Annotated in this window: 13 protein-coding genes; 2 read left to right on the top strand and 11 right to left on the bottom strand. The window is 72.8% G+C overall.

Annotation, left to right across the window (positions count from 1 at the left end; genetic code table 11):
• The first annotated feature begins 328 nt into the window (after positions 1 to 328).
• Complete coding sequence (locus tag OUQ99_RS05775) at positions 329 to 1,897, top strand: glycerol-3-phosphate dehydrogenase/oxidase (protein ID WP_267948389.1); 1,569 nt, start codon at positions 329 to 331, stop codon at positions 1,895 to 1,897.
• 160 nt (positions 1,898 to 2,057) lie between these two features.
• On the opposite strand, the gene OUQ99_RS05770 is transcribed toward OUQ99_RS05775, so the two are convergent.
• The 10 genes from OUQ99_RS05770 to OUQ99_RS05725 form a co-directional block, all read right to left on the bottom strand.
• Positions 2,058 to 2,261, bottom strand: coding sequence for a cold-shock protein (locus OUQ99_RS05770; protein ID WP_267948388.1), 204 nt, complete (start codon positions 2,259 to 2,261; stop codon positions 2,058 to 2,060).
• A gap of 686 nt (positions 2,262 to 2,947) precedes the next feature.
• Positions 2,948 to 3,856, bottom strand: a complete 909-nt coding sequence (locus OUQ99_RS05765; protein WP_267948387.1) for an ABC transporter ATP-binding protein — start codon at positions 3,854 to 3,856, stop codon at positions 2,948 to 2,950.
• Between the two features lie 8 nt (positions 3,857 to 3,864).
• Positions 3,865 to 4,815 carry an ABC transporter ATP-binding protein gene (locus tag OUQ99_RS05760; protein ID WP_267948386.1) on the bottom strand — a complete coding sequence of 317 codons (951 nt, stop codon included), beginning with the start codon at positions 4,813 to 4,815 and terminating at the stop codon, positions 3,865 to 3,867.
• Positions 4,815 to 5,717 carry an ABC transporter permease gene (locus OUQ99_RS05755; RefSeq protein ID WP_267948385.1) on the bottom strand — a complete coding sequence of 301 codons (903 nt, stop codon included), beginning with the start codon at positions 5,715 to 5,717 and terminating at the stop codon, positions 4,815 to 4,817. Before OUQ99_RS05755 ends, OUQ99_RS05760 begins: the two co-directional genes overlap by 1 nt.
• A complete protein-coding gene (locus tag OUQ99_RS05750) occupies positions 5,714 to 6,709 on the bottom strand; it encodes an ABC transporter permease (RefSeq protein ID WP_267948384.1) in 996 nt (331 codons plus the stop codon). Before OUQ99_RS05750 ends, OUQ99_RS05755 begins: the two co-directional genes overlap by 4 nt.
• Positions 6,710 to 6,889: 180 nt before the next feature.
• On the bottom strand, positions 6,890 to 8,596 hold the full coding sequence (locus tag OUQ99_RS05745; protein WP_267948383.1) for an ABC transporter substrate-binding protein: 1,707 nt from the start codon (positions 8,594 to 8,596) through the stop codon (positions 6,890 to 6,892).
• A gap of 281 nt (positions 8,597 to 8,877) precedes the next feature.
• Positions 8,878 to 9,897, bottom strand: a complete 1,020-nt coding sequence (locus OUQ99_RS05740) for a LacI family DNA-binding transcriptional regulator (protein WP_267948382.1) — start codon at positions 9,895 to 9,897, stop codon at positions 8,878 to 8,880.
• 119 nt (positions 9,898 to 10,016) lie between these two features.
• Positions 10,017 to 10,898, bottom strand: a complete 882-nt coding sequence (locus OUQ99_RS05735) for an Fpg/Nei family DNA glycosylase (protein WP_267948381.1) — start codon at positions 10,896 to 10,898, stop codon at positions 10,017 to 10,019.
• 100 nt (positions 10,899 to 10,998) lie between these two features.
• Entirely contained in the window at positions 10,999 to 14,121 is a 3,123-nt protein-coding gene (locus tag OUQ99_RS05730) for a DNA helicase (protein ID WP_431061482.1), read from the bottom strand.
• A 137-nt stretch (positions 14,122 to 14,258) separates the two neighbouring features.
• Positions 14,259 to 15,713 carry a PucR family transcriptional regulator gene (locus tag OUQ99_RS05725; protein ID WP_267948380.1) on the bottom strand — a complete coding sequence of 485 codons (1,455 nt, stop codon included), beginning with the start codon at positions 15,711 to 15,713 and terminating at the stop codon, positions 14,259 to 14,261.
• A 188-nt stretch (positions 15,714 to 15,901) separates the two neighbouring features.
• On the opposite strand from OUQ99_RS05725, the gene gabT reads away from it, so the two are divergent.
• Complete coding sequence (gene gabT, locus OUQ99_RS05720; protein WP_267948379.1) at positions 15,902 to 17,239, top strand: 4-aminobutyrate--2-oxoglutarate transaminase; 1,338 nt, start codon at positions 15,902 to 15,904, stop codon at positions 17,237 to 17,239.
• Positions 17,240 to 17,296: 57 nt separating this feature from the next.
• On the opposite strand, the gene OUQ99_RS05715 is transcribed toward gabT, so the two are convergent.
• On the bottom strand, positions 17,297 to 18,904 hold the full coding sequence (locus OUQ99_RS05715; protein ID WP_267948378.1) for a PucR family transcriptional regulator: 1,608 nt from the start codon (positions 18,902 to 18,904) through the stop codon (positions 17,297 to 17,299).
• Between the last annotated feature and the right edge of the window lie 11 nt (positions 18,905 to 18,915).

Below are 18,915 nucleotides of genomic sequence, written 5' to 3'. Positions count from 1 at the left end.
CGGAACCCCGCCCGCCGGCATCACACCCGTCCGGGCCCGGGCGCGACCGCCGTCCGGCGGGGCGCGCACGCGAACGGTCGCAAAGTATTCGACAATGCCGCACATCGATCACGAAGCGGGTTCACACAGTGGTCTCTGGTCACACCGGCAGCACGACGCCCCCGTCAGGACCGGCACGGGGCCGACGACACCCCGGACGGATGACCTCAGATCGTGCCGCCGTTCGGCATTGTCGTATTATGCAGGCGACACACGTCTGAAGGGTCTGAGCCCGTTCAGGCGCTTGCGGAGTCCCCGCCATCCCTCCGAACGGACGGAGCACCAGCCCATGACCACCAGCGCCCGCCAGAACGACACCTCCTCCGCCCGCTCCCGCACCCGGGACGAACTCTCCCGGGGAACCTTCGACCTCCTCGTCGTCGGCGGCGGCATCCTCGGCACGTCCGCCGCGTGGACCGCCACCCAGGCCGGGCTCCGGGTGGCCATGGTCGACTCCGGCGACTTCGCCGGGGCCACCTCCAGCGCCTCCTCCAAACTGGTGCACGGCGGACTGCGCTACCTCCAGACCGGCAACGTGCGCCTGGTCGCGGAGAACCACCGGGAGCGCCGCTCCCTCGCCTCCGACGTGGCCCCTCACCTGGTCAACCACATGCCGTTCCTGGTCCCCGTCTACTCGGGCGGGCCCCACGGCGCCGCGAAGATGGGCGCCGGGGTCTTCCTGTACTCGGCCCTGTCCGCGTTCGGCGACGGGATGGGCCGCCTGCTCTCCCCCGCCCAGGCCAAGCGCCTCGCGCCCGGACTGCGCACCGAGGGCCTGCGCTCGGTGGCCGCCTACAGCGACCACCAGATGAACGACAGCCGCATGGCCGTCATGACCGTGCGCGCCGCCGCCGACGCCGGCGCGGTGGTGCTCAACCACGCCGAGGTGGTGGGCCTGCGCACCACACGGGGCAGGGTCACCGGCGCCGACCTGCGCGACCGCGTCGGGGGCCACGAGTTCGGGATCGACGCCCGCCTGGTCCTCAACGCCACCGGGCCCTGGGTGGACGGCCTGCGGCGGATGGAGGACCCGGCGGCCGGGCCCAGCGTGCGCCTGTCCAAGGGCGCCCACCTGGTCCTGCGCACGCCCGAGCCGTGGCGCGCGGCGCTGACCATCCCCGTGGACCGGTACCGGGTCTCGTTCGCCATCCCGTGGGAGGGGAGGCTGCTGCTCGGCACCACCGACGAGGAGTACACCGGCGACCCGGCCGAGGTGGGGGTGGTCCCCTCCGACGTCGAGCAGATCCTGGGCGAGGCCGCGGTGGGCATCGACGCCCCCTACCTGGACGCCTCCCAGGTGACGTACTCCTTCGCCGGCCTGCGGGTGCTGCCGGGAGGCCCCGGCGGCACCAGCGCGGCCAAGCGGGAGACCGTGGTGAGCCAGGGGCGCGGCGGGATGCTGTCGGTGGCGGGCGGCAAGTGGACGACGTACCGACACATCGGCCGCACCGTCCTGGAGGAGCTGCGCAAGGTCTCGGCGGTGCCCCTGGGCGAGGACATGGTCGACCCGCTGCGCACCGTGCCGCTCCCCGGGCTGGCCAGCCCGGACGCGGTGACCCAGCGGCTCATCATCGACCGCGAGCCGGGCGCCCGCCTCGACCCGCTGGTCGCACGCCACCTGGCGTCGCACTACGGAAGCCTGGCGATGGACATCGCGGTCCTGGTCCGGGACCTCCCGGAGCTGGGCGAGCGCATCCACCCCGACGGGCCCGACATCTGGGCGCAGGTGGTCTTCGCGCGGGACCGCGAGTGGGCCGTGACCGTCGACGACGTGCTGCGCCGACGCACCACGGTGACCGTGCGCGGCCTGGACACCCCGGAGGTGCGCGAGCGCACGGAGGCGCTGCTCGCGGACTGACCCGCCTCGCGGCACCCCGTCGGCCGCCGTCCCCTCACGGGGGCGGCGGCCGGTCCCGTGAGGGGGCACGGGGCCCGGGACGGCCGTCCCGACCGGGCCCCGGACACGCGAACGCCCCGGAAGGCGGTGCCTTCCGGGGCGTCCTACGACGTTCTACGTCTTAGAGCGCGACGACGTTCTCGGCCTGCGGGCCGCGGGTGCCGGCGACGATCTCGAACTCCACGCGCTGGTTCTCCTCCAGGTTGCGGAAGCCGCTACCCTGGATGGCGCTGTAGTGAACGAAGGCGTCGGGGCCACCGTCGTCGGGGGAGATGAAGCCGAAGCCCTTCTCGCCGTTGAACCACTTCACAGTTCCCTGAGCCATGTTCTCTCCTTCAGCTCGGTGTACACGAACGCATACTCACGTCCGAGAATTGCCGCGAGCCGACTCCAAGAGAAACCGCCCGCCGGTCACAAACTCCGCGGGCAAGACACCAACTGCGAAATTCAACGACTAACAATCTTCACCGAACTTACCACAGCCCGGCCAGCTCGCGAAGGTTTTCGGTGTGGCAACTCGCACGGCCCCATCAGGAATACCGGCGGGCGGGGAGGGAACCGCGCGCGGCGGACCCCGTGGTCACGGGCGTGTCACGGCCTGTTCGCGGACCCGTCACCGCGATGTCGTTCCCGCACTTCAGCGCGGAGGGCTCCCGGGCGCTCCCCGCACCGGCCCGCCGCCGCCCCCTCGGCGCGGAGCCCCTCCGTGCGGTCTTCCGGAAGGCTCCGCACGCGCCCGGGGACCCCCGAGGAACGCCCCCCGGGGGGCACGATGCGGGGCCTGCGCGCGCCGACGACTTCGCGATCGCGCGCGTATGGGTGCGTATGGGCGCGCAGGAGAACGATCCCCACTGGTTTCGTAGGTGAATTCCGTTTTCGGCCGACGGAGTCGGAGACGGCGGCCGAAGAACCCCGCGGCTCCGGTGGGAGCGGCGCGCGTGCCCGACCGCCCCCACCACGTGCGCCGCCCCGGCCACGCACGGTCCGGGGCGGCGTGGCGGCGCGCACGGGCTACCCCTGGTCGATCCCGACGAAGTGTCCCTCCTCCACCTCGAGCAGCGGAGCGGACTCCTCGTCCGCCGCCACCGGGAGGACGACGTCCTCCGGCGGGTTCGCCGCCAGCTCCGCGTCGACCTCCGCCCAGGTGCGGTGCAGCTGCGGCACGCACGAGAGGAGGTGGCGGCTGTAGGGGTGGAGGGGGTTCTCGAACACCCTGAGCGTGGGACCCATCTCCGCGACGGCGCCCTTGCGCAGGATCACCGACTTGTCGCTGACGTAGTTGCCGAGCGACAGGTCGTGGGTCACGAACAGGATGCCGAGCCCGCGCTCCTTGAGGTCGCTGAGCAGGTTGAGCACGTCGATGCGCGTGGACGCGTCCAGCATGCTGATGATCTCGTCGGCCACCAGCAGCTTGATGTCCAGGAGCAGCGCCCGCGCGATCAGCACCCGCTGCAGCTGGCCGCCGCTGAGCTGGTGGGGGTACTTGCCCAGGACGTTTCCCGGGTCCAGTCGGACCGTGGCCAGCGCGGCCAGGACCCGGTCCCGCCAGTCCGCGTCCGAGACCCCCGGGAAGTAGGAGGTCCTGATCATCTCGAAGACGCGGTCGGCCTTGAAGATCGGGTTGAAGCAGCTGAACGGGTCCTGGAAGACCCCCTGCACCCTGCGGTAGTACTCCTTGCGCGCGGCGTGGCCCCGGATGGTGGTGATGTCGGTGCCGTCGAACGTGATCGTGCCGCCGGTCGGCCTGCTCAGGCCGAGCACCATCTTGCCGAGGGTGCTCTTGCCGCTGCCGCTCTCACCGATGAGCGAGACGACCTCGCCGGGCTCCACCGTCAGGCTGACGTCGCGCACCGCGCGCAGGCGGCCGCCGCCGAACGCGCCGACCCGGTACACCTTGTGCACATGGCTGAGTTCCAGCACGGTCTACCTCACCCCGTCTTCCAGCAGGCGGCCCAGTGGCCGGGTTCGATCTCCAGCAGCGGCGGCTGTTCGGAGCACTTGGAGAAGGCCATCGGGCAGCGGTCCTTGAACCGGCAGCCGGTCGGCGGGTTCAGCAGGCCGGGCGGCGTCCCGGGGATGCCCTCCAGGCGCCCCTGCTCCATGGTCGAGCCGACCTCGGGGAGAGCCGAGATGAGCATCTGGGTGTAGGGGTGGCGCGGCGCGTTGATGATGGTCTTCGCGGGGGCCTTCTCCGCGATGCGGCCCGCGTACATCACCATGATCGTGTCGGCCATCTGGTACACGAGCGAGATGTCGTGGGTCACGAACACCATGCTCTTGACGTACTCGCGGTCACGGAACTCCACGAGCGACTCGGCGACCGACCGCTGCGTCGACACGTCCAGCGCGGAGGTGACCTCGTCGGCGATGAGCAGCGACGGGTTGAGCAGCGTGGCCATCACCATGACGACGCGCTGCTTCATGCCGCCCGACAGCTCGATCGGGAACCGGTTCAGCACGTCCGCGTCGAGTCCGACCAGCTCCAGGCGCCGGGTGAGCTCCTGGGAGATGTCGGCCGGACGGACGCCGCGCGAGCGCAGCAGCTCGTTGATCATCCGCCCGATCTTGCGGGTGGGGTTGAGCGCGCTCATCGCGTACTGCGGGATGAGCGAGATCTCGTGGTAGCGGAGGGGCACCATCGCGTCGTCGTCCGCGATCGGCACGTCCTTGCCGTCCAGGTCGATGGTGCCGCCGACGTGGCGCATCCGCGAGTCCAGCCGGATCAGGCTCTTGCCGAGGGTGGTCTTGCCGCAGCCGGACTCCCCCGCCAGGCCCATGATCTCGCCGTCGGCGAGGTCGAACGTGACTCCGTCGAGGGCGTGGACGTCCCCGCGCAGGGTCTGGTAGTAGACCTTCAGGTCGTTGACGCGCAGGGTCATTACAGCTCCCGCAGCTTGGGGTTGAAGATTTCGTCCAACCCGACGTTGAGGATGTACAGCGAGCTCACGATCACCGTGATGCCGAGGCCCGGCGGAACGAACCACCACCACATCCCGAACTGCAGGGCGCTCCACGCGACGGCGCTCTCCAGCATCAGGCCGAGGGACACCCCGTCCGAGGGGCCGAGCCCGATGAAGTCGAGGCCCGCGGCGATGAGGATGGCGCCGCCGAACAGCAGGATGAAGGACATCACCAGGTAGGAGCTCATGTTCGGGGCGATCTCGGTGGTGATGATCTTCCCCGTGCGCCGGCCGCTGAGGCGGGCCAGGTCCACGTAGTCGCGGGTGGCCAGCGAGAGCGCCTGCGAGCGGACCGCGCGCGCCGCCCACGGCCAGGAGGTGAGGCCGATGAAGAGGCCCTGCACGAACACGCCTCGCGCGTCCAGGTAGGCGATCGCGACGATCAGCACGACCATCGCGGGCAGGACCAGGACCACGTTCGTGAGCATGTTGAGGATCTCGTCGACGATCCCGCCCTTGTAGCCGGCGATGAAGCCGACCGCCGTGCCGATGACGAACGCGACGCCGCCGCCGAACACGCCGATGAGGAACGTGGTGCGGACCCCGAACACGAACTGCGCCCAGATGTCCTGGCCGAAGGAGGTGGTGCCCAGCCAGAACTCGCCGCTGGGGGGCTGGCTCTGGGGGCCGACGTACTCGTTGGGCCCGTGGTCGACGAAGAGGGGGCCGATGAGGCCGAGCAGGAGGAACGCGAGGACGATGCCCAGGCCGATGAGCAGCTTGGGGTTGCGGCGGGCGTAGTGCAGTGTCTCGGAGCCCTTGCGCGGAGCCGCGGGTTCGGCTGCGGGCTGGGCTCCGGGCGCCCCGGCGACGTTGGTCATGACGAGCCTCCCGTCATCTGGACCCGGGTGCGCGGGTCAACCAGGACGTACACGATGTCGATGATGAAGTTGGCGATCAGCACCCCGACGACCACGAACAGGAAGATCCCCTGGAGCAGGAAGAAGTCCCGGCTGTTCAGCGACTGGATGATGAGGGTGCCGAGGCCGGGGTAGTTGAACACGATCTCGGTGAGCAGCGATCCGGCGATGATCGTGCCCAGCTGCACCGCGAGCCCGGTGATCTGGGGCAGCATCGCGTTGCGGAAGGCGTACTTGCGGACCAGCCTGCGCGGCGCGCCGAGGGCCTGGAGGTAGTTCGAGTAGTCCGCCTCCAGCTCGTAGATGATCATGTTCCGCATGCCGATCGCCCAGCCGCCCAGCGCCACGACGAACATGGACAGGAACGGCAGGAACCAGTGGCTGATCAGGTCGGAGATGAACAGCCAGGTGAACTCGGGCCGGAGGGAGAAGCTGTATCCGTTCGCGACCGGGAAGACCCCGGCGACGACGCCCAGGCTCCAGGCGAGCAGCAGGGCCAGCCACATGTAGGGCGTGGCGGTCAGGACGTACCCGAGCGGCAGGATCGTGTTGTCGAGGATCTTGCTCCGGGCGGCGAAGGCCCCGAAGTGGTTGCCGACGACCCAGCTGAGCAGGATCGCGGGGAGCAGCACTGCCAGGGTGAAGGGCACCGCACGCAGGATGACGTCGGTGACGGGTTCGGGGTAGAGCATCACGCTGACGCCCAGGTCGCCCCGGAGCAGGCCGCCCCAGAAGCTGAAGTACTGCTGGTACAGCGGTGTGTCGAGGCCGAAGACCTCGTTGTAGTAGGTGGTCATGCGCTCGAGCGCCTCGGGGTTGCCGACCGAGGCTCGCGCGAGCATGCTGCGGACGGGGTCGCCCGGCATGAAGCGCGGGATCATCCAGTTGATGGTGACCGCGATGACGAACGTAAGCAGGTAGACGAAGAGCTTACGGCCGATGTAGCGCCACACACGTTCCTCCAGGTGATGGCGGCGGACAGGCGGGGTCCCCGGAGGGGCACGGCAGCGGACCCGGGAAGGGGAAGGGGTCCGCCCCGTGCCCCTCGGGGGCTCCCCGGCCGGGCGCGTACGCCGTGCTCCGGCCGGGGTGGGGGGTCGACGGGTGCGCGGAGGAGAGTGTCCGCGTGCCCCCTAGCCGACCGGTTCGATCTCCGCGAGGGTGTAGATGGCGCCCATCTCGAGCCAGCCGTTCCAGAACGTCGCGGCGCTCTGCGGAGCGCCCTCCTGCTCGCTGGGCCAGTTGGTCCAGGTCTCGTTCGTGGACTGCGACCAGAGGCCGTTGTACCAGAGCGGGATGGCCGGGAGCTCGGCCAGCTGGATCTCCTGGATCTGCGAGGTGATCTCGGCCGCGCCCTCCACGTCGTCCGCGGGGACGGCGGCCAGCTGCTCGACGAGCTGCCACGCCTCCTCGTTCTCGTACCGCCCGAAGTTGACGGTGGTCTGCTGCTCGTTGACGGGCAGCTGGAAGAGGTAGTCGTAGTAGGTCCACGGCGTGTTGCTCATCGGACGCTCGTTGTTGATCACCAGGTCGAACTCGCCCGAGTTGCGGTTCTCGGACAGCAGGTCCTCTTCGGGGAACTGGGCCTCGATGTTGATGCCGACCGCCTGGGCGTGCCCCGCGATCAGCCGGGCGGCCTCCATCCAGTCGGTCCAGCCGGAGGGGACCTCCAGGGTGAGGGCGATGGGCTCGCCGTCGGGCGTCTCGACGTAGCCGTCGCCGTCCTCGTCCATGTAGCCGGCGTCCTCGAGGATCGCGACGGCCTCATCGGCGTCGAAGGTGAAGCCCTCCTGCTCGACCAGCTCCTGGTCGATGTACTCGTCCCACTCGGGCAGCAGGCCCGTCGGGCTGGCCGCCTGGACCAGGTCCGTGTAGGGGCCGGCGATGATCTGCTCCATGTCGATGGAGTGGGCCAGCGCCTGGCGGAAGGCCGCGTCGTCGAGCGGCGCGCGCGTGACGTTGGGGACCAGCCACGCGGTGTTCGCGCTCTTCATGTACGGCGGACCGTCGTAGAAGCTGGTGACGTTGGGGTTGCTGTTGAGGATCTGGTCGATCCCCGGGAGGAAGTTGTTCGAGAGGTCGATGTCCCCCTGGTTGATCATGTTCATCGTCACCTCGTTTGAGGCGTTGACGATGTCCACGATGTAGCGGGGCTGCATCTCCAGGTCGAGTGCCTCGGTGCCCCACCACTCGTCGTTGCGCTCCCAGACCATCCGGTCGTCGGTGTGCGACTCGTAGACGTAGGGGCCGGTGGCGACGATGTCCTCGTTGGCGCTGTCCGTGAGCGCCGTCTCCTCCATGTCGGCCCAGATGTGGGCGGGGAGGACGGGGTTGAGGTAGACCCAGTTCATCCACTCCTGGGGGCGGTTCTCCGAGAAGGTGACGGTCACCGTGCGCTCGTCGGTGGCCTCGGCGCTCTCGATGAAGTTCCAGATGTTGCTGTAGGAGACGGAGCCGAACTGGCCCAGCTCCAGGGTCGCGACGACGTCCTCGGCGACCAGGGGCTCGCCGTCCGACCAGGTGATCCCCTCGCGGAGGGTGATCTCGTGGACGTTCTCCGCGGTCCACTCGTCGCTCTCCGCGAGCCAGGGGACGTACTCGCCCTCGTTGGGGTCGTACAGGAAGAGCGTCTCGTAGGCCAGGCCGATCGTGCCGGGCGCGTACTGGCCCTTCATGAGCGGGTTCCAGCTGACCGGCGGACCCCATGCCGTACCCGTGGTGTACAGCGTCTCGCTCCGGGGGTACGACCCGGAGCCCTCCTCGTTCCCGCCGCCACCCGAGCACGCAGTGGCCGTGATGGCCAGTGCCGCGAGTGCCGCCGGAATCCGCAGACTTCTCATCCGGACTCCTCCTTGTCACCCGGTCGGCCTGTGGGGGGGGCGCCCCTCCGGGAACCGGAGGGTTGGGAGCGCTCCCAGCAGAGGGAGCACAGGACCGTTGCTGAACCGGGTAAGTGAGGTTAACAACAACACGCCCACGGGAAGGCCGTCAATCCCCGACACTTCGCTGTTATTCGCTTGTAACAGCGAAGATGCGGGTACGTCAGTAAATTCACCCCTACTGAACCGGTTCCGCACAGGCGTTCACCGGCTCTCGGGCGACGGTCGGCCGCGCCGCACCGTCACGCCCCCATGGGGCCCGTGCTCGCCCTCGGGTACAGCTCGCCCCGCGAGGTCTCCTGGTTGCGCACCGGCCTGCCCTCGATCGCGTCGCCGAGCATGGCCGCCGCGAGGCGGCCGTAGGAGACGATGTCACGGGCGATCGCGGTCAGCGAGGGCCGCACCAGTCGGCACAGGACGGAGTCGTCCCACGCCACGATCGACAGCTGGGAGGGCACGCCGACCCCCATCTCCCGCGCCACGCCGAGGCCGGCCACGGCCATGAGGTCGTTGTCGTAGACCAGGGCGGTCGGGCGGTCCGTCCGTGCCAGCAGCCTGCGCGTGGTCCGCGTCCCGGCCTCGCCGGTGTAGTCGGCGTGCACCGAGTACGCCTCCGCCAGGCCCGCCTGCTCCGCCGCGTCCAGGAACGCCGCGGTCCTCGCCCTGGTGTGCACGAACTCCTCCGGGCCCGCCACCCGCACGATGCGCCGGTGCCCCAGCGCCGCCAGGTAGTGGACGACCTCGCGCATGGCCACGGAGTCGTCGGTGTAGAGGCACGGGAGCGAGCCCGCCCCCTCGGGGCCGCCCAGGACGACCGCGGGCAGCGGCAGGCCCTCCACGAGGCCGATCCGGGGGTCGTCCACCCGCAGGTCGACCATGATCACGCCGTCGACCCGGCGCTCCGCCGACCAGCGCCGGTAGGCCGCGGTCTCGGCGCCCATGTCCTCGGTGACCTGGAGGAGCAGGTCGTTGTTGGAGGAGGCCAGTTCCGTCTCGATGCCGGAGACCAGCTGCATGAAGAAGGGTTCGAGCCCCAGCGAGTGCGCCGGGCGGTCGACCACCAGGCCGATCGCCCCTATCCGACCGCCCGGCGAGAGCGCCCGCGCGGGACTGCTCGGGGCCCAGCCCATGTCGCTGGCGATCGCCAGGATACGCCGACGGGTCTCCTCGGAGACCCCGGGCCGCCCGTTGAGCGCGTACGAGACCGCCCCCTTGGACACCCCGGCGGCCTTGGCGATGTCCACGATCGTCGGACGCCGCATCAACCCCCCCATTCGCCCCCCTGATCACAGAAACTGAACCGGTTAAGCAGACGGCTAGGGAGTGTACTGCATGGCCTGTCGGCGTCCAGATCCCCTCGGCGGCCGGGGCCGGGAGCGGGTCAGCCCCGCTGACATCCCGGGCACCAGTAGAGGGTGCGTCCGGCCAGCTCGGACGCGGCGACGGGCGAGGAGCACACGCGGCACGGCTCGCCGGTCCGGTAGCAGACGTACAGCGTGTCCGGCCTGGGCACGGGACGCGCGTCGGGATCGGGCCGGTCCTCGGGGCGGGTGGTGATGATGTAGCCGTCGCGCACCCCGTCGCGGAGCAGGCCGGCGAGATCCTCCCACAGCGCCGCCCACTGCCCGGCGGTCAGTTCGCGGCCCGGCGTCGCCGGGTCGATCCCCGCCCTGAAGAGCGACTCGGCCCGGTAGATGTTGCCGATCCCCGCGATGACGTCCTGGCGCATGAGCAGCGCCGCGATGCTGGTCCTGGAACGGCTGACCGTACGCCAGGCACGTTCGGGGTCGGCGTCGTCGCGCAGGGGGTCGGGGCCGAGCCGGTCCTGGACGGCCTGCTTCTCGTCCTCCGTGACGACCTCGCAGGCGGAGGGGCCGCGCAGGTCGGCCCACCCGGAGGCGTTGACGAGCCGGGCGCGCACCGCGCCGACGGGTGCCGGCGGCACGACCAGCCCGTCCCCGTCCCGGACGAGGGGGGCGAGGTCGGCGCCCCGCGCGCGGGGCGCGCCGAGGTGGCGTTCGCCGTCCGCGTCACCGAAGGTCCACGCCCCGTACAGGCCCAGGTGCACCCGCAGCCACTCACCCGAGTCGAACCCGAGGAAGAGGTGCTTGCCGTGGGCCTCGCTCTCCGTGAGGACGCGGCCGTCCACCCGCGCGGCACCCTCCGCGAAGCGGCCCTGGGGGCTGGTGGCGCGTACCGTCCCGCCGCCGAAGGCCTTCTCGAAGTGCGCCGCCAGTCGGTGCAGCGTGTGACCCTCGGGCACCGGTGTTCCCCTCTCCCCTCCGCCCGGCGGGCACGCGGATCCTCCGCGTTCCGGGCGTTCCGTCCCAGGGTAGTGCGGCGCGCAGGCCGCCCGGGGCCGGTCAGCAGGCGGCGAGGATCTCCCCGACGAGGGCGCCGGGGTCGGCCAGGCAGCGCCAGGCCGGAACCACCACCACGGGGTCCCCGGTCGCCCGGTTGAGCGCCTCTCCCCTGGCCAGCAGGTGGCGCAGGGCCCTGCCGTCGGGCTCGCGGTCGAGCAGGAGCAGCAGGCGGCGCGAGCCGAACCGGACCACCATGTCGGCCGTCCACCCCTCGACGGTCTGCTGGAGCACGACCCCCGTGCCGACGGCCCGCAGCTCCTCCACCAGCACGGTGGCAGCCGGGTCCGCGCCGACCACGCAGGTGCCCGTGACCATGGCGTCCAGGTCGCCCAGCGGGCCGTCGTCCCCCGACCAGTATCCCCGGTCGCCCACCACGAGGAGCCGCTGCCGGGTCCGGGTGAGCACCGAGGACCACAGGTGGCCCATACCGCGGACCCGGCGCTCGGCGGCCGCGGGCGCGCCGGCGGCGAGCACCGGCGAGAGCACGGTGACGTCCGCGGCGGCACGGTCGCTGTCCAGGAGTTCCGGCCCTCCGACCCTCACCTCGTGCAGCAGGGCGCGCCGGCTAAGCAGCCGGCGGATCAGGGCGACCTGGGGCTGGGTCGGCGCGACCACCGCGACCACCCGCCCCGGGGGCAGGCGGTCGTCGACCTCCCCCACCACCACCGCCACGCGGTACGCCTCGTCGCGGTTGACGAAGGACGCGCCCGGCACCGCCTCGCAGGATCCGGCGACGTCGCGCCACTCGAACGGCGGACCGCAGCGCGGGTCGGGGTCGGTGCGCACCACGATCCTTCCGCCGTAGCAGTGCCGGGACGCGGCCCCGGCGAGCAGGGGCGGGGCGCCGTCGTGCTCGTCCAGCCACAGCATGGCCGGTGCGGCCCGGCGGAGGGCGCGCATCGCGGAACCCGAACCGTGGCGCAGCCCGCGGGCGTCCAGCTGGTCGGGCGCCAGGCCCGCGGCGGCCAGGGCCCGGCGCTCCTCGTCGGGCTCCAGGACCGTGGTCGGCCCGGGGTACGCCGGGTCCCCGAACACCACGGCCCGGCCGGCCCTGTAGAGCGCCGGCAGCAGCTCGGCGACCCGGGTGCGCTCCGCGCCGAGGACGACGACCAGGTCGAACAGGCCCGCCTGCGGCGGCAGGGCCCTGACCTGGTCGGTGCGGCAGGTCCACGCGGGCAGGGCGTCCAACAGGCTGGCGACCCCGGGCCACCCGTTGCCGTGGTGCCAGTCGAGGGTCTCCAGCCGGTTCTCGACGGCCGCCCGGCCGCGCCGCAGGCGGGGTCCGGAGACGGACCGAAGGCAGGCGGCGCTGGACCTGCGGTGCCGGGCGAGGGCGTCGGCCAGCTCGGAGGTGAGCTCTCCCAGGGGCGCGCACCGGGTGCGCCGGTCGACGGCGGAGCGCCACTCGCTCTCCATCCGGGCGACCGCTCCCAGGCGGTCGAGGTTGTCGGGGTCGGTGCTGACGCCCAGTTCGCGGCGGATGGCGCCGCGGTGCTGGCAGCCGACGAGACCGCCCGCACGGGCGCGCTCGGTCCGGTGCAGCCAGTACTCGGGGCCCCCGCGCTCGGGGGTGAAGAGGGCGTCGGGGTCCCAGCCCCGGGCGATGCCGCGTCCGCGCTCCTCCGCGAGCTGGGCGAGGGCGTACCCGCCGGAGGCCATGGTGTCCATGTCCCTCCAGGCCCCGCGGACCCGGGCCCAGTCCTCGGCGAGGGCGGCCCAGTGGGCGGCGGGGTCCTCCCCGGCGGAGCCGGGGCCGGAGGCGGGCAGGCCGCCGGCCTGCTCGGCGAGGAGCCTGGTGAGCATGCGGGCCTCTTCGGCGCGGTGCCCGCGTCCGCCGACGCGCACCACGGGGTGCGCGGGAGAGGTGTCGGCCCTGGCCGCGGTCTCGTCGATGTCGGTCTCCGTCCTCCCGCAGACCAGGACGCGCTGGCCGTTGCTGACGGCGGTGCGGACGATGGCGTCCACCAGGTCGTGGGCGCCGCTCCCGGGCGGGGCGGCGGCCACGGTGATCTGCTCGCTCATGGCGGCGCGCAGGATCGCGTACTGGGCCTGGTCGAGCGGGGTGGCGGAGACCGGGACGGTGGCGTCGTCCGCGCCGTCCGCCTCCGCGGTGTCGCGGGCGGCGCGGCGGGCTGCGGCCCGCCCTCCCCTGAAGAGCCGCCCCGGGGCGTCGGCGGGGTCGGGCCCGGCCCTGCGCCCGGCGGACGGCTGCCCGAGCAGGGGCTCCAGCGCGGTCCCGGTGACGGCGTCGGGGTCGAGGCCGGCGCGGTCGGAGGGATCGAGGTCGGCGAGGACGCCCTCGACCGTCCCGGGTTCGGCGCCCTCGGCCTCGGCCTGCCCGCTGGGCCCGGCCAGGAAGACCACGGCGACGTTGTGCGCCCCTCCCTCGACGGTGCGCGGGGCGCCCCGGGTGGCTAGGGGGTCGATGTCGTCGACCCGTTCGATCTCCAGGCGGGTGAGGAGGCCCCGGACCTTGGCGGCGAGGTCGGCGACCGCGGCGGGGCGGCGCGCGGGGTCGGGGGCGCCGGACCTCAGCCGCGCGCGGAGCTCGAACAGGTCCTCGGGGTCGGTGATGCCCAGGCGTGTCAGGAGGCCGGTGTTGACGTCGGGCGGCCCCACGGCCCTGACCAGGGGCACGTCCGGTTCGCGGCGGCTCTCGTCGATGTCGTCCACGACCCGCACGTCGACGGTCAGCAGGGGCAGCGCGACCCGGTTCCCGCCCTCGCGGAGGACGACGAGCGGGTACCCGTAGCGCAGCGCCTGCCCCCGGCGCCGGCCCAGGCGCAGGACCCTGGCGGCCTCCGGGTGGGGCGGGAGGGTCTCCCCCGCCCCGCTGAACAGGACCTCGGGTCCCTCCGGGAGGCAGGCGCAGGTGTCGGAGTCGAGGCTGTCGGCTCTGACGGCGTGGGTGTGCACGGCCTCGCGGCGCACGCAGGCGCGCAGGTAGGCGAGGAGGGAGCGCACCTCGGAGCGGTCGATGGGCGGCTTCCAGCGGAGCGAGGCGGCGCCGACCCCCGTCCGGCCGGCCGGTCCTTGGACGGGGGCGGCGCCGGGGATCCCCGTCACCCTTCCCGGACCGATCCCCTCGTCGATCTCCTGCGCGTCGTCCCGTAGTGACCTCACGTCGCCCCCCGCACCCCGCCCGTGTGACCAAGCGGTTACACGCTGCTATCGGGGTCCATTGTGGAGGATGGAGCAACCCCGGATCCCGGGAACGCGGGAACCCGCCCGATTTTCACCGTGCGCGGCGTCGGCCGGGCCTACCGGCCGGGAACGCCGCGGAGGCGGAGGGCGATCCAGAGCTCGGCGCGGTGGTCGGGGTCGTCCAGGTCGCCGGGGAGCAGCTCGCGGATGCGGTTCATCCGGTAGCGGAGCGTGTGGCGGTGGACGCCGAGGGCCTCCGCGGCCGCGTCCCAGCGGCCCGACGCGGCGAGGTAGGCGCGCAGCGAGGAGAGGAGCTCGGCGGCGGCCCGCTCCCGGAGGAGCGGCGCGAGCAGGTCGCCGGCCATGCGCGCCCCGGCGGGGCTGTCCGCCAGGCCGAGCAGCCCGCCGGGCAGGTCGCCGGCACGGACGATCCGTTCCCCGGGGCCCCGCGCGGCGGCGGCCTCCAGCGCGCGCTCCGCCTGGGAGAGCGCCGGGGCGAGGTCGCCGTAGGCCGCCGGCTCGCTCACCCCCACCGGCCCCTCCAGGACCTCCCGGAGCACGTCCTCGCCGATCTCCGAGCCCGCCAGCAGGAGCGCGTTCCCGCCGATCTCGGTGACCAGGACCCCCTCCGGGGGGTGCGCCGGACCTGCCCCTCCGGCGGCGGCCACCACGACCGGAGGGGCCGGAAGCGTCTCCCGCAGCCGCTCCGCCCCCGGGTGGAGCGGGTCCAGCGCGCCGGTGAGCAGTGCGGCGAGCACCCCCTCGTGCACCCGCGCGGTACGGCTGTGCGCGGTGCGCTCCAGTTCCAGGGAGAGCAGCGACACCGCGGCATTGACCAGGGTGCGCTCGTCGGGGCCCAGCACGCCGCCGGTGCCCACGACCAGGAAGCCGCGGACCTGGCGGCCCGTCGCCAGGGGTTGGGCGGACACCTGCTCCCCGACGGAGGTCAGGGACACGCTCGCGCGCATGCCCGCGTCCCGCAGCCGGTCGAGCTCGGGCCCCAGGCCCGTCGCGCGTCCGGCCGCCGACGCGGGCGCGGCGTGGCGGACCGAGCCGTCCGCGGACAGCAGCAGCACCCAGGCCCCGAGGTCGCGGGCCAGGAGGTCCACGATCGCCGGAGCCCCCGTGAGGGCGGCGCGGGTGAGCCCCCGCTGTGCGGCGAAGGCCCGGCTGAGGCCTTCGTACTCCTCCTTGGCCAGGAGGCGGGAGACCTCCTTGCCGACCGCGATGAAGGGGGTCTCCCTGCCGACCTCGACCAGGGCGAGCCCGTACTCGTCCGCGGCCCCGCGGAGCTGTTCGGGGGTCTCCTCCAGGACCACGCCGACGGCGAAGCCCAGCGCGGTGATCCCGCGCTCGGCCAGGCGCCGCGTGTAGTCGCGCAGGTCGGGGACCCCGCCCGCCCAGCGCACACCGGTGGTGAGGAGGAGCTCGCCGCCCTCCAGGTAGGGGGTGGGGTCCTCCAGCTCGCTGACGGCGACCCACTCCACGCGCCGGTCCTGGTTCTCCTGTCCCGCGAGCAGGCTCAGCCGCAGGTGCGGCGTCCGCAGCAGGGCTCCCAGAGTCGGGGGCATCCCTGTCTCCCTCCAGACGTGTCCGTCGTCCGAACCCCGCCGCAGTGGCGCAAGGCCCTCCACCGATTATCCACTGTGTCCATGCACACTCCGCCCCGGTCGTCCTAGTGTCAGGCGAGTCGGGGAGCCCACCCCCGGCCGGCCCACATCCGTTCCGCCCCGTGCCCACCGCAGAAGGAGGCAGCCGCATGGCAGCGACCCAGGTCGTCCAGTCCCGCCGGATCGTCACCGAGATCCCCGGCCCCAAGTCCCGCGCCATCCAGGAGCGCCGCAGCTCGGCCGTCGCCCAGGGCGTCGGCAGCGTCCTGCCCGTCTACGTCGAGCGCGCGGGCGGCGGCATCGTCGAGGACGTCGACGGCAACGCCCTCATCGACTTCGGGTCCGGCATCGCCGTGACCAACGTCGGCAACGCCGACCCCCGGGTGGTGGAGCGCGCCGCCGAGCAGCTCGCCCGGTTCACCCACACCTGTTTCATGGTGAACCCGTACGAGGCGTACGTGGACGTGTGCGAGGCCCTCAACCGGATCACCCCGGGGGACCACGAGAAGCGGTCCATCCTCCTCAACTCCGGGGCCGAGGCCGTCGAGAACGCGGTGAAGATCGCCCGCAGCGCGACCGGCCGCCAGGCCGTCGTGGTGTTCGACCACGCCTACCACGGCCGCACCAACCTCACCATGGGGCTGACCGCGAAGAACATGCCCTACAAGCAGGGCTTCGGGCCGTTCGCGGGCGAGATCCACCGCATGCCCATGGCCTACCCGTACCGCTGGCCGACCGGTCCGGAGAACTGCGGCCCCGAGGCCGCCGCCATGGTCGTCGACCAGATCACCAAGCAGATCGGCGCCCGCAACGTCGCGGCCGTGGTGATCGAGCCGATCCAGGGCGAGGGCGGTTTCATCGAGCCGGCGCCGGGCTTCCTGCCCGCGGTGGCCGAGTTCTGCCGCGCCAACGGGATCGTGTTCGTCGCGGACGAGGTGCAGACCGGCTTCGCGCGCACCGGCGACATGTTCGCCTGCGACCACGAGGGCGTCGTCCCGGACCTGATCACGACGGCCAAGGGCATCGCGGGCGGCCTCCCGCTGGCCGCGGTGACCGGCCGCGCCGAGCTCATGGACGCCGTGCACAGCGGGGGCCTCGGCGGCACCTACGGCGGCAACCCCGCCGCGTGCGCGGCGGCCCTGGCGGCGCTCGACGCGATCGGGTCCGACGACCTGGTCGGGCGCGCCCGGGAGATCGGCGAGCTGATGCTGGGGCGCCTGCGCGAGCTGGCCTCCCGGCACGACGTGATCGGCGACGTGCGCGGCCGCGGCGCGATGATCGCGATCGAGCTGGTCGCGGGCGAGGACAAGGCCCCCGCCCCCGAGGCGCTCGCCAAGGTCCTGGCGCACTGCCACTCCCAGGGGCTGATCCTGCTGAGCGCGGGCACCTACGGCAACGTGATCCGCATGCTGCCGCCGCTGGTCATCGGCGACGACCTCCTGCACGAGGGTCTGGACATCCTGGCCGAGGCGTTCGGCCGCCTCTGACCGGTCCCCGGCGGCGCCGGGCCCCGCGGGGCCCGGCGCCGCCGCGTTCCCGGGGCCTCAGCGCTCGTCGCGCACCGAGTCCAGCGACAGGAGCGCCACGTGCAGGGACACGCAGGTCTCCACCGAGTCCAGGTCCGCTTCGAGGACGTGGGAGACGCGCCGCAGCCGGTCGTAGAACGCGGGGCGGGACAGGTGGGCGCGGTTCGCCGCCAGCGCCTTGTTGCGGCCTGCGCCGAGGTAGTGCCGGAGCATGTCGGTGAGGTCGCTCCCGTGCCGGGCGTCGTGGTCCAGGAGGGGGCCCAGCTCGCGCTCGACGTAGGTCTGCAGCCGCTCGTCGTCCCGGAACAGGTGGAGCAGGCCGCGCAGGTGGAGGTCGGGCAGCCGGTAGAAGGGCCGGTCGTCGCTCTGGCGGACGGCCACGTCCCCGACCTGGCGCGCCTCCAGGAAGGAGCGCCGCACCTCCCGGATGCCGTCGACGGAGGAGCCGACGGCCAGCACGGCCGCGTCCCCGATCGCGCCCCGCACCCGTTCGGAGAGCATGTACAGGGTCGGGTCGAGCCGCTGCCTGCCGGGCAGCGCGAGCAGGATCCCCACGCGCAGGTCGTCCAGCGAGCCGACCAGGGCGGGCAGGCGCAGTTCGCGGCACGCGCGCGCGGCCCCCTCCGCCGTGTCGGACAGCCGGGCCTGGGCGGCGAGGCCGGTCCCGCTCTCGCGCAGGCGCAGCACCACCCCCACGAGCTCGCGTCCGTTGAGCGGGACGCCCACGGCCCGGGCCCGGACCAGCGCCTCCTCCGGGTCGGAGTAGGCGCGGTCGATGATGCCGGCGATGATCGTCCGGTGCGTCTGCCGCTCCAGGCTCTCCTCGTGGCGTTCGAGCAGCCGGCCCAGGGCCAGGGTGGTGGCGGCGCGTTCGATGAGCATGCTCTGGCGCGGGGTGGGGCCGGCCCCGGCGACGAGGATCAGCCTCCCCCAGTCCTGCCCGCGCGCCCCGACCGTGGTGACCAGCCACCCGGTGGCGGGCACGTGGACGGTGCGCGAACCCGAGCGGACGGCGCGCGAGCGGCTCTCCCAGGAGGTGAGCAGGGTGCCGGGGTCCTCGCCGTTGAGGTCGCAGGCCAGCACCTGGTGGGTGAGGTTCTCCAGGACCACGGGGCAGCCGGACAGCTGGGCCACCTCGTGCAGGATGCGGTCGGCGTCGGCGCCCTCCACCGACAGCTGGGTGAACACCGAGTGCAGCTTCTCGGACTCGCGCAGCTCCTCCAGCTGCTCGTTCACGACGCGGATGTGCACGGCCTCGGTGATCTCGACGAACCTGGCCTCGCGGTCCAGCAGGACGACCGGCACCCCGGCGTCGCGGGCGGCGTCGAGGAAGGCGGGGGGCAGCTCGGCGTGGTACTTGCGCCCGAGCTCGACCGCGATGCCGCTGACGCCCACGGCGGCGAGGTCGTCGATGTAGCGGCGGAGGGCCTCGGGGTCGTCGGGCAGGGCGATGCCGGTGCTGAGCACCAGCTCTCCGCCCCGGAGCAGGTGGGCGAGGTCGGTGACCTCGGCGATGTGGACCCAGCGCACGGCCACGTCGTCGAGCAGTTCGGCCCCGACCACGACCCGGGGGCGGGCGCGTCGCAGCGCGGGGAGCCGGAGGACCTCGGCGAGGGTGGGGAGCACCGGCCCATTCT

It is taken from the genome of Streptomonospora nanhaiensis (assembly GCF_026642255.1).
In the GTDB taxonomy this organism is placed as follows: domain Bacteria; phylum Actinomycetota; class Actinomycetes; order Streptosporangiales; family Streptosporangiaceae; genus Nocardiopsis; species Nocardiopsis tropica.
The sequence above is the reverse complement of the archived record's forward strand: the minus strand, read 5'-3'. Positions and strand labels throughout refer to the sequence as shown.

Bases quoted from the DNA above. Each gene is read 5' to 3' on its own strand.
- OUQ99_RS05755 (WP_267948385.1), bottom strand. From the start codon at position 5,717: ATGACCAACGTCGCCGGGGCGCCCGGAGCCCAGCCCGCAGCCGAACCC.
- OUQ99_RS05725 (WP_267948380.1), bottom strand. From the start codon at position 15,713: ATGCCCCCGACTCTGGGAGCCCTGCTGCGGACGCCGCACCTGCGGCTG.
- OUQ99_RS05745 (WP_267948383.1), bottom strand. From the start codon at position 8,596: ATGAGAAGTCTGCGGATTCCGGCGGCACTCGCGGCACTGGCCATCACG.
- OUQ99_RS05740 (WP_267948382.1), bottom strand. From the start codon at position 9,897: ATGCGGCGTCCGACGATCGTGGACATCGCCAAGGCCGCCGGGGTGTCC.
- OUQ99_RS05770 (WP_267948388.1), bottom strand. From the start codon at position 2,261: ATGGCTCAGGGAACTGTGAAGTGGTTCAACGGCGAGAAGGGCTTCGGC.
- gabT (WP_267948379.1), top strand. From the start codon at position 15,902: ATGGCAGCGACCCAGGTCGTCCAGTCCCGCCGGATCGTCACCGAGATC.
- OUQ99_RS05760 (WP_267948386.1), bottom strand. From the start codon at position 4,815: ATGACCCTGCGCGTCAACGACCTGAAGGTCTACTACCAGACCCTGCGC.
- OUQ99_RS05775 (WP_267948389.1), top strand. From the start codon at position 329: ATGACCACCAGCGCCCGCCAGAACGACACCTCCTCCGCCCGCTCCCGC.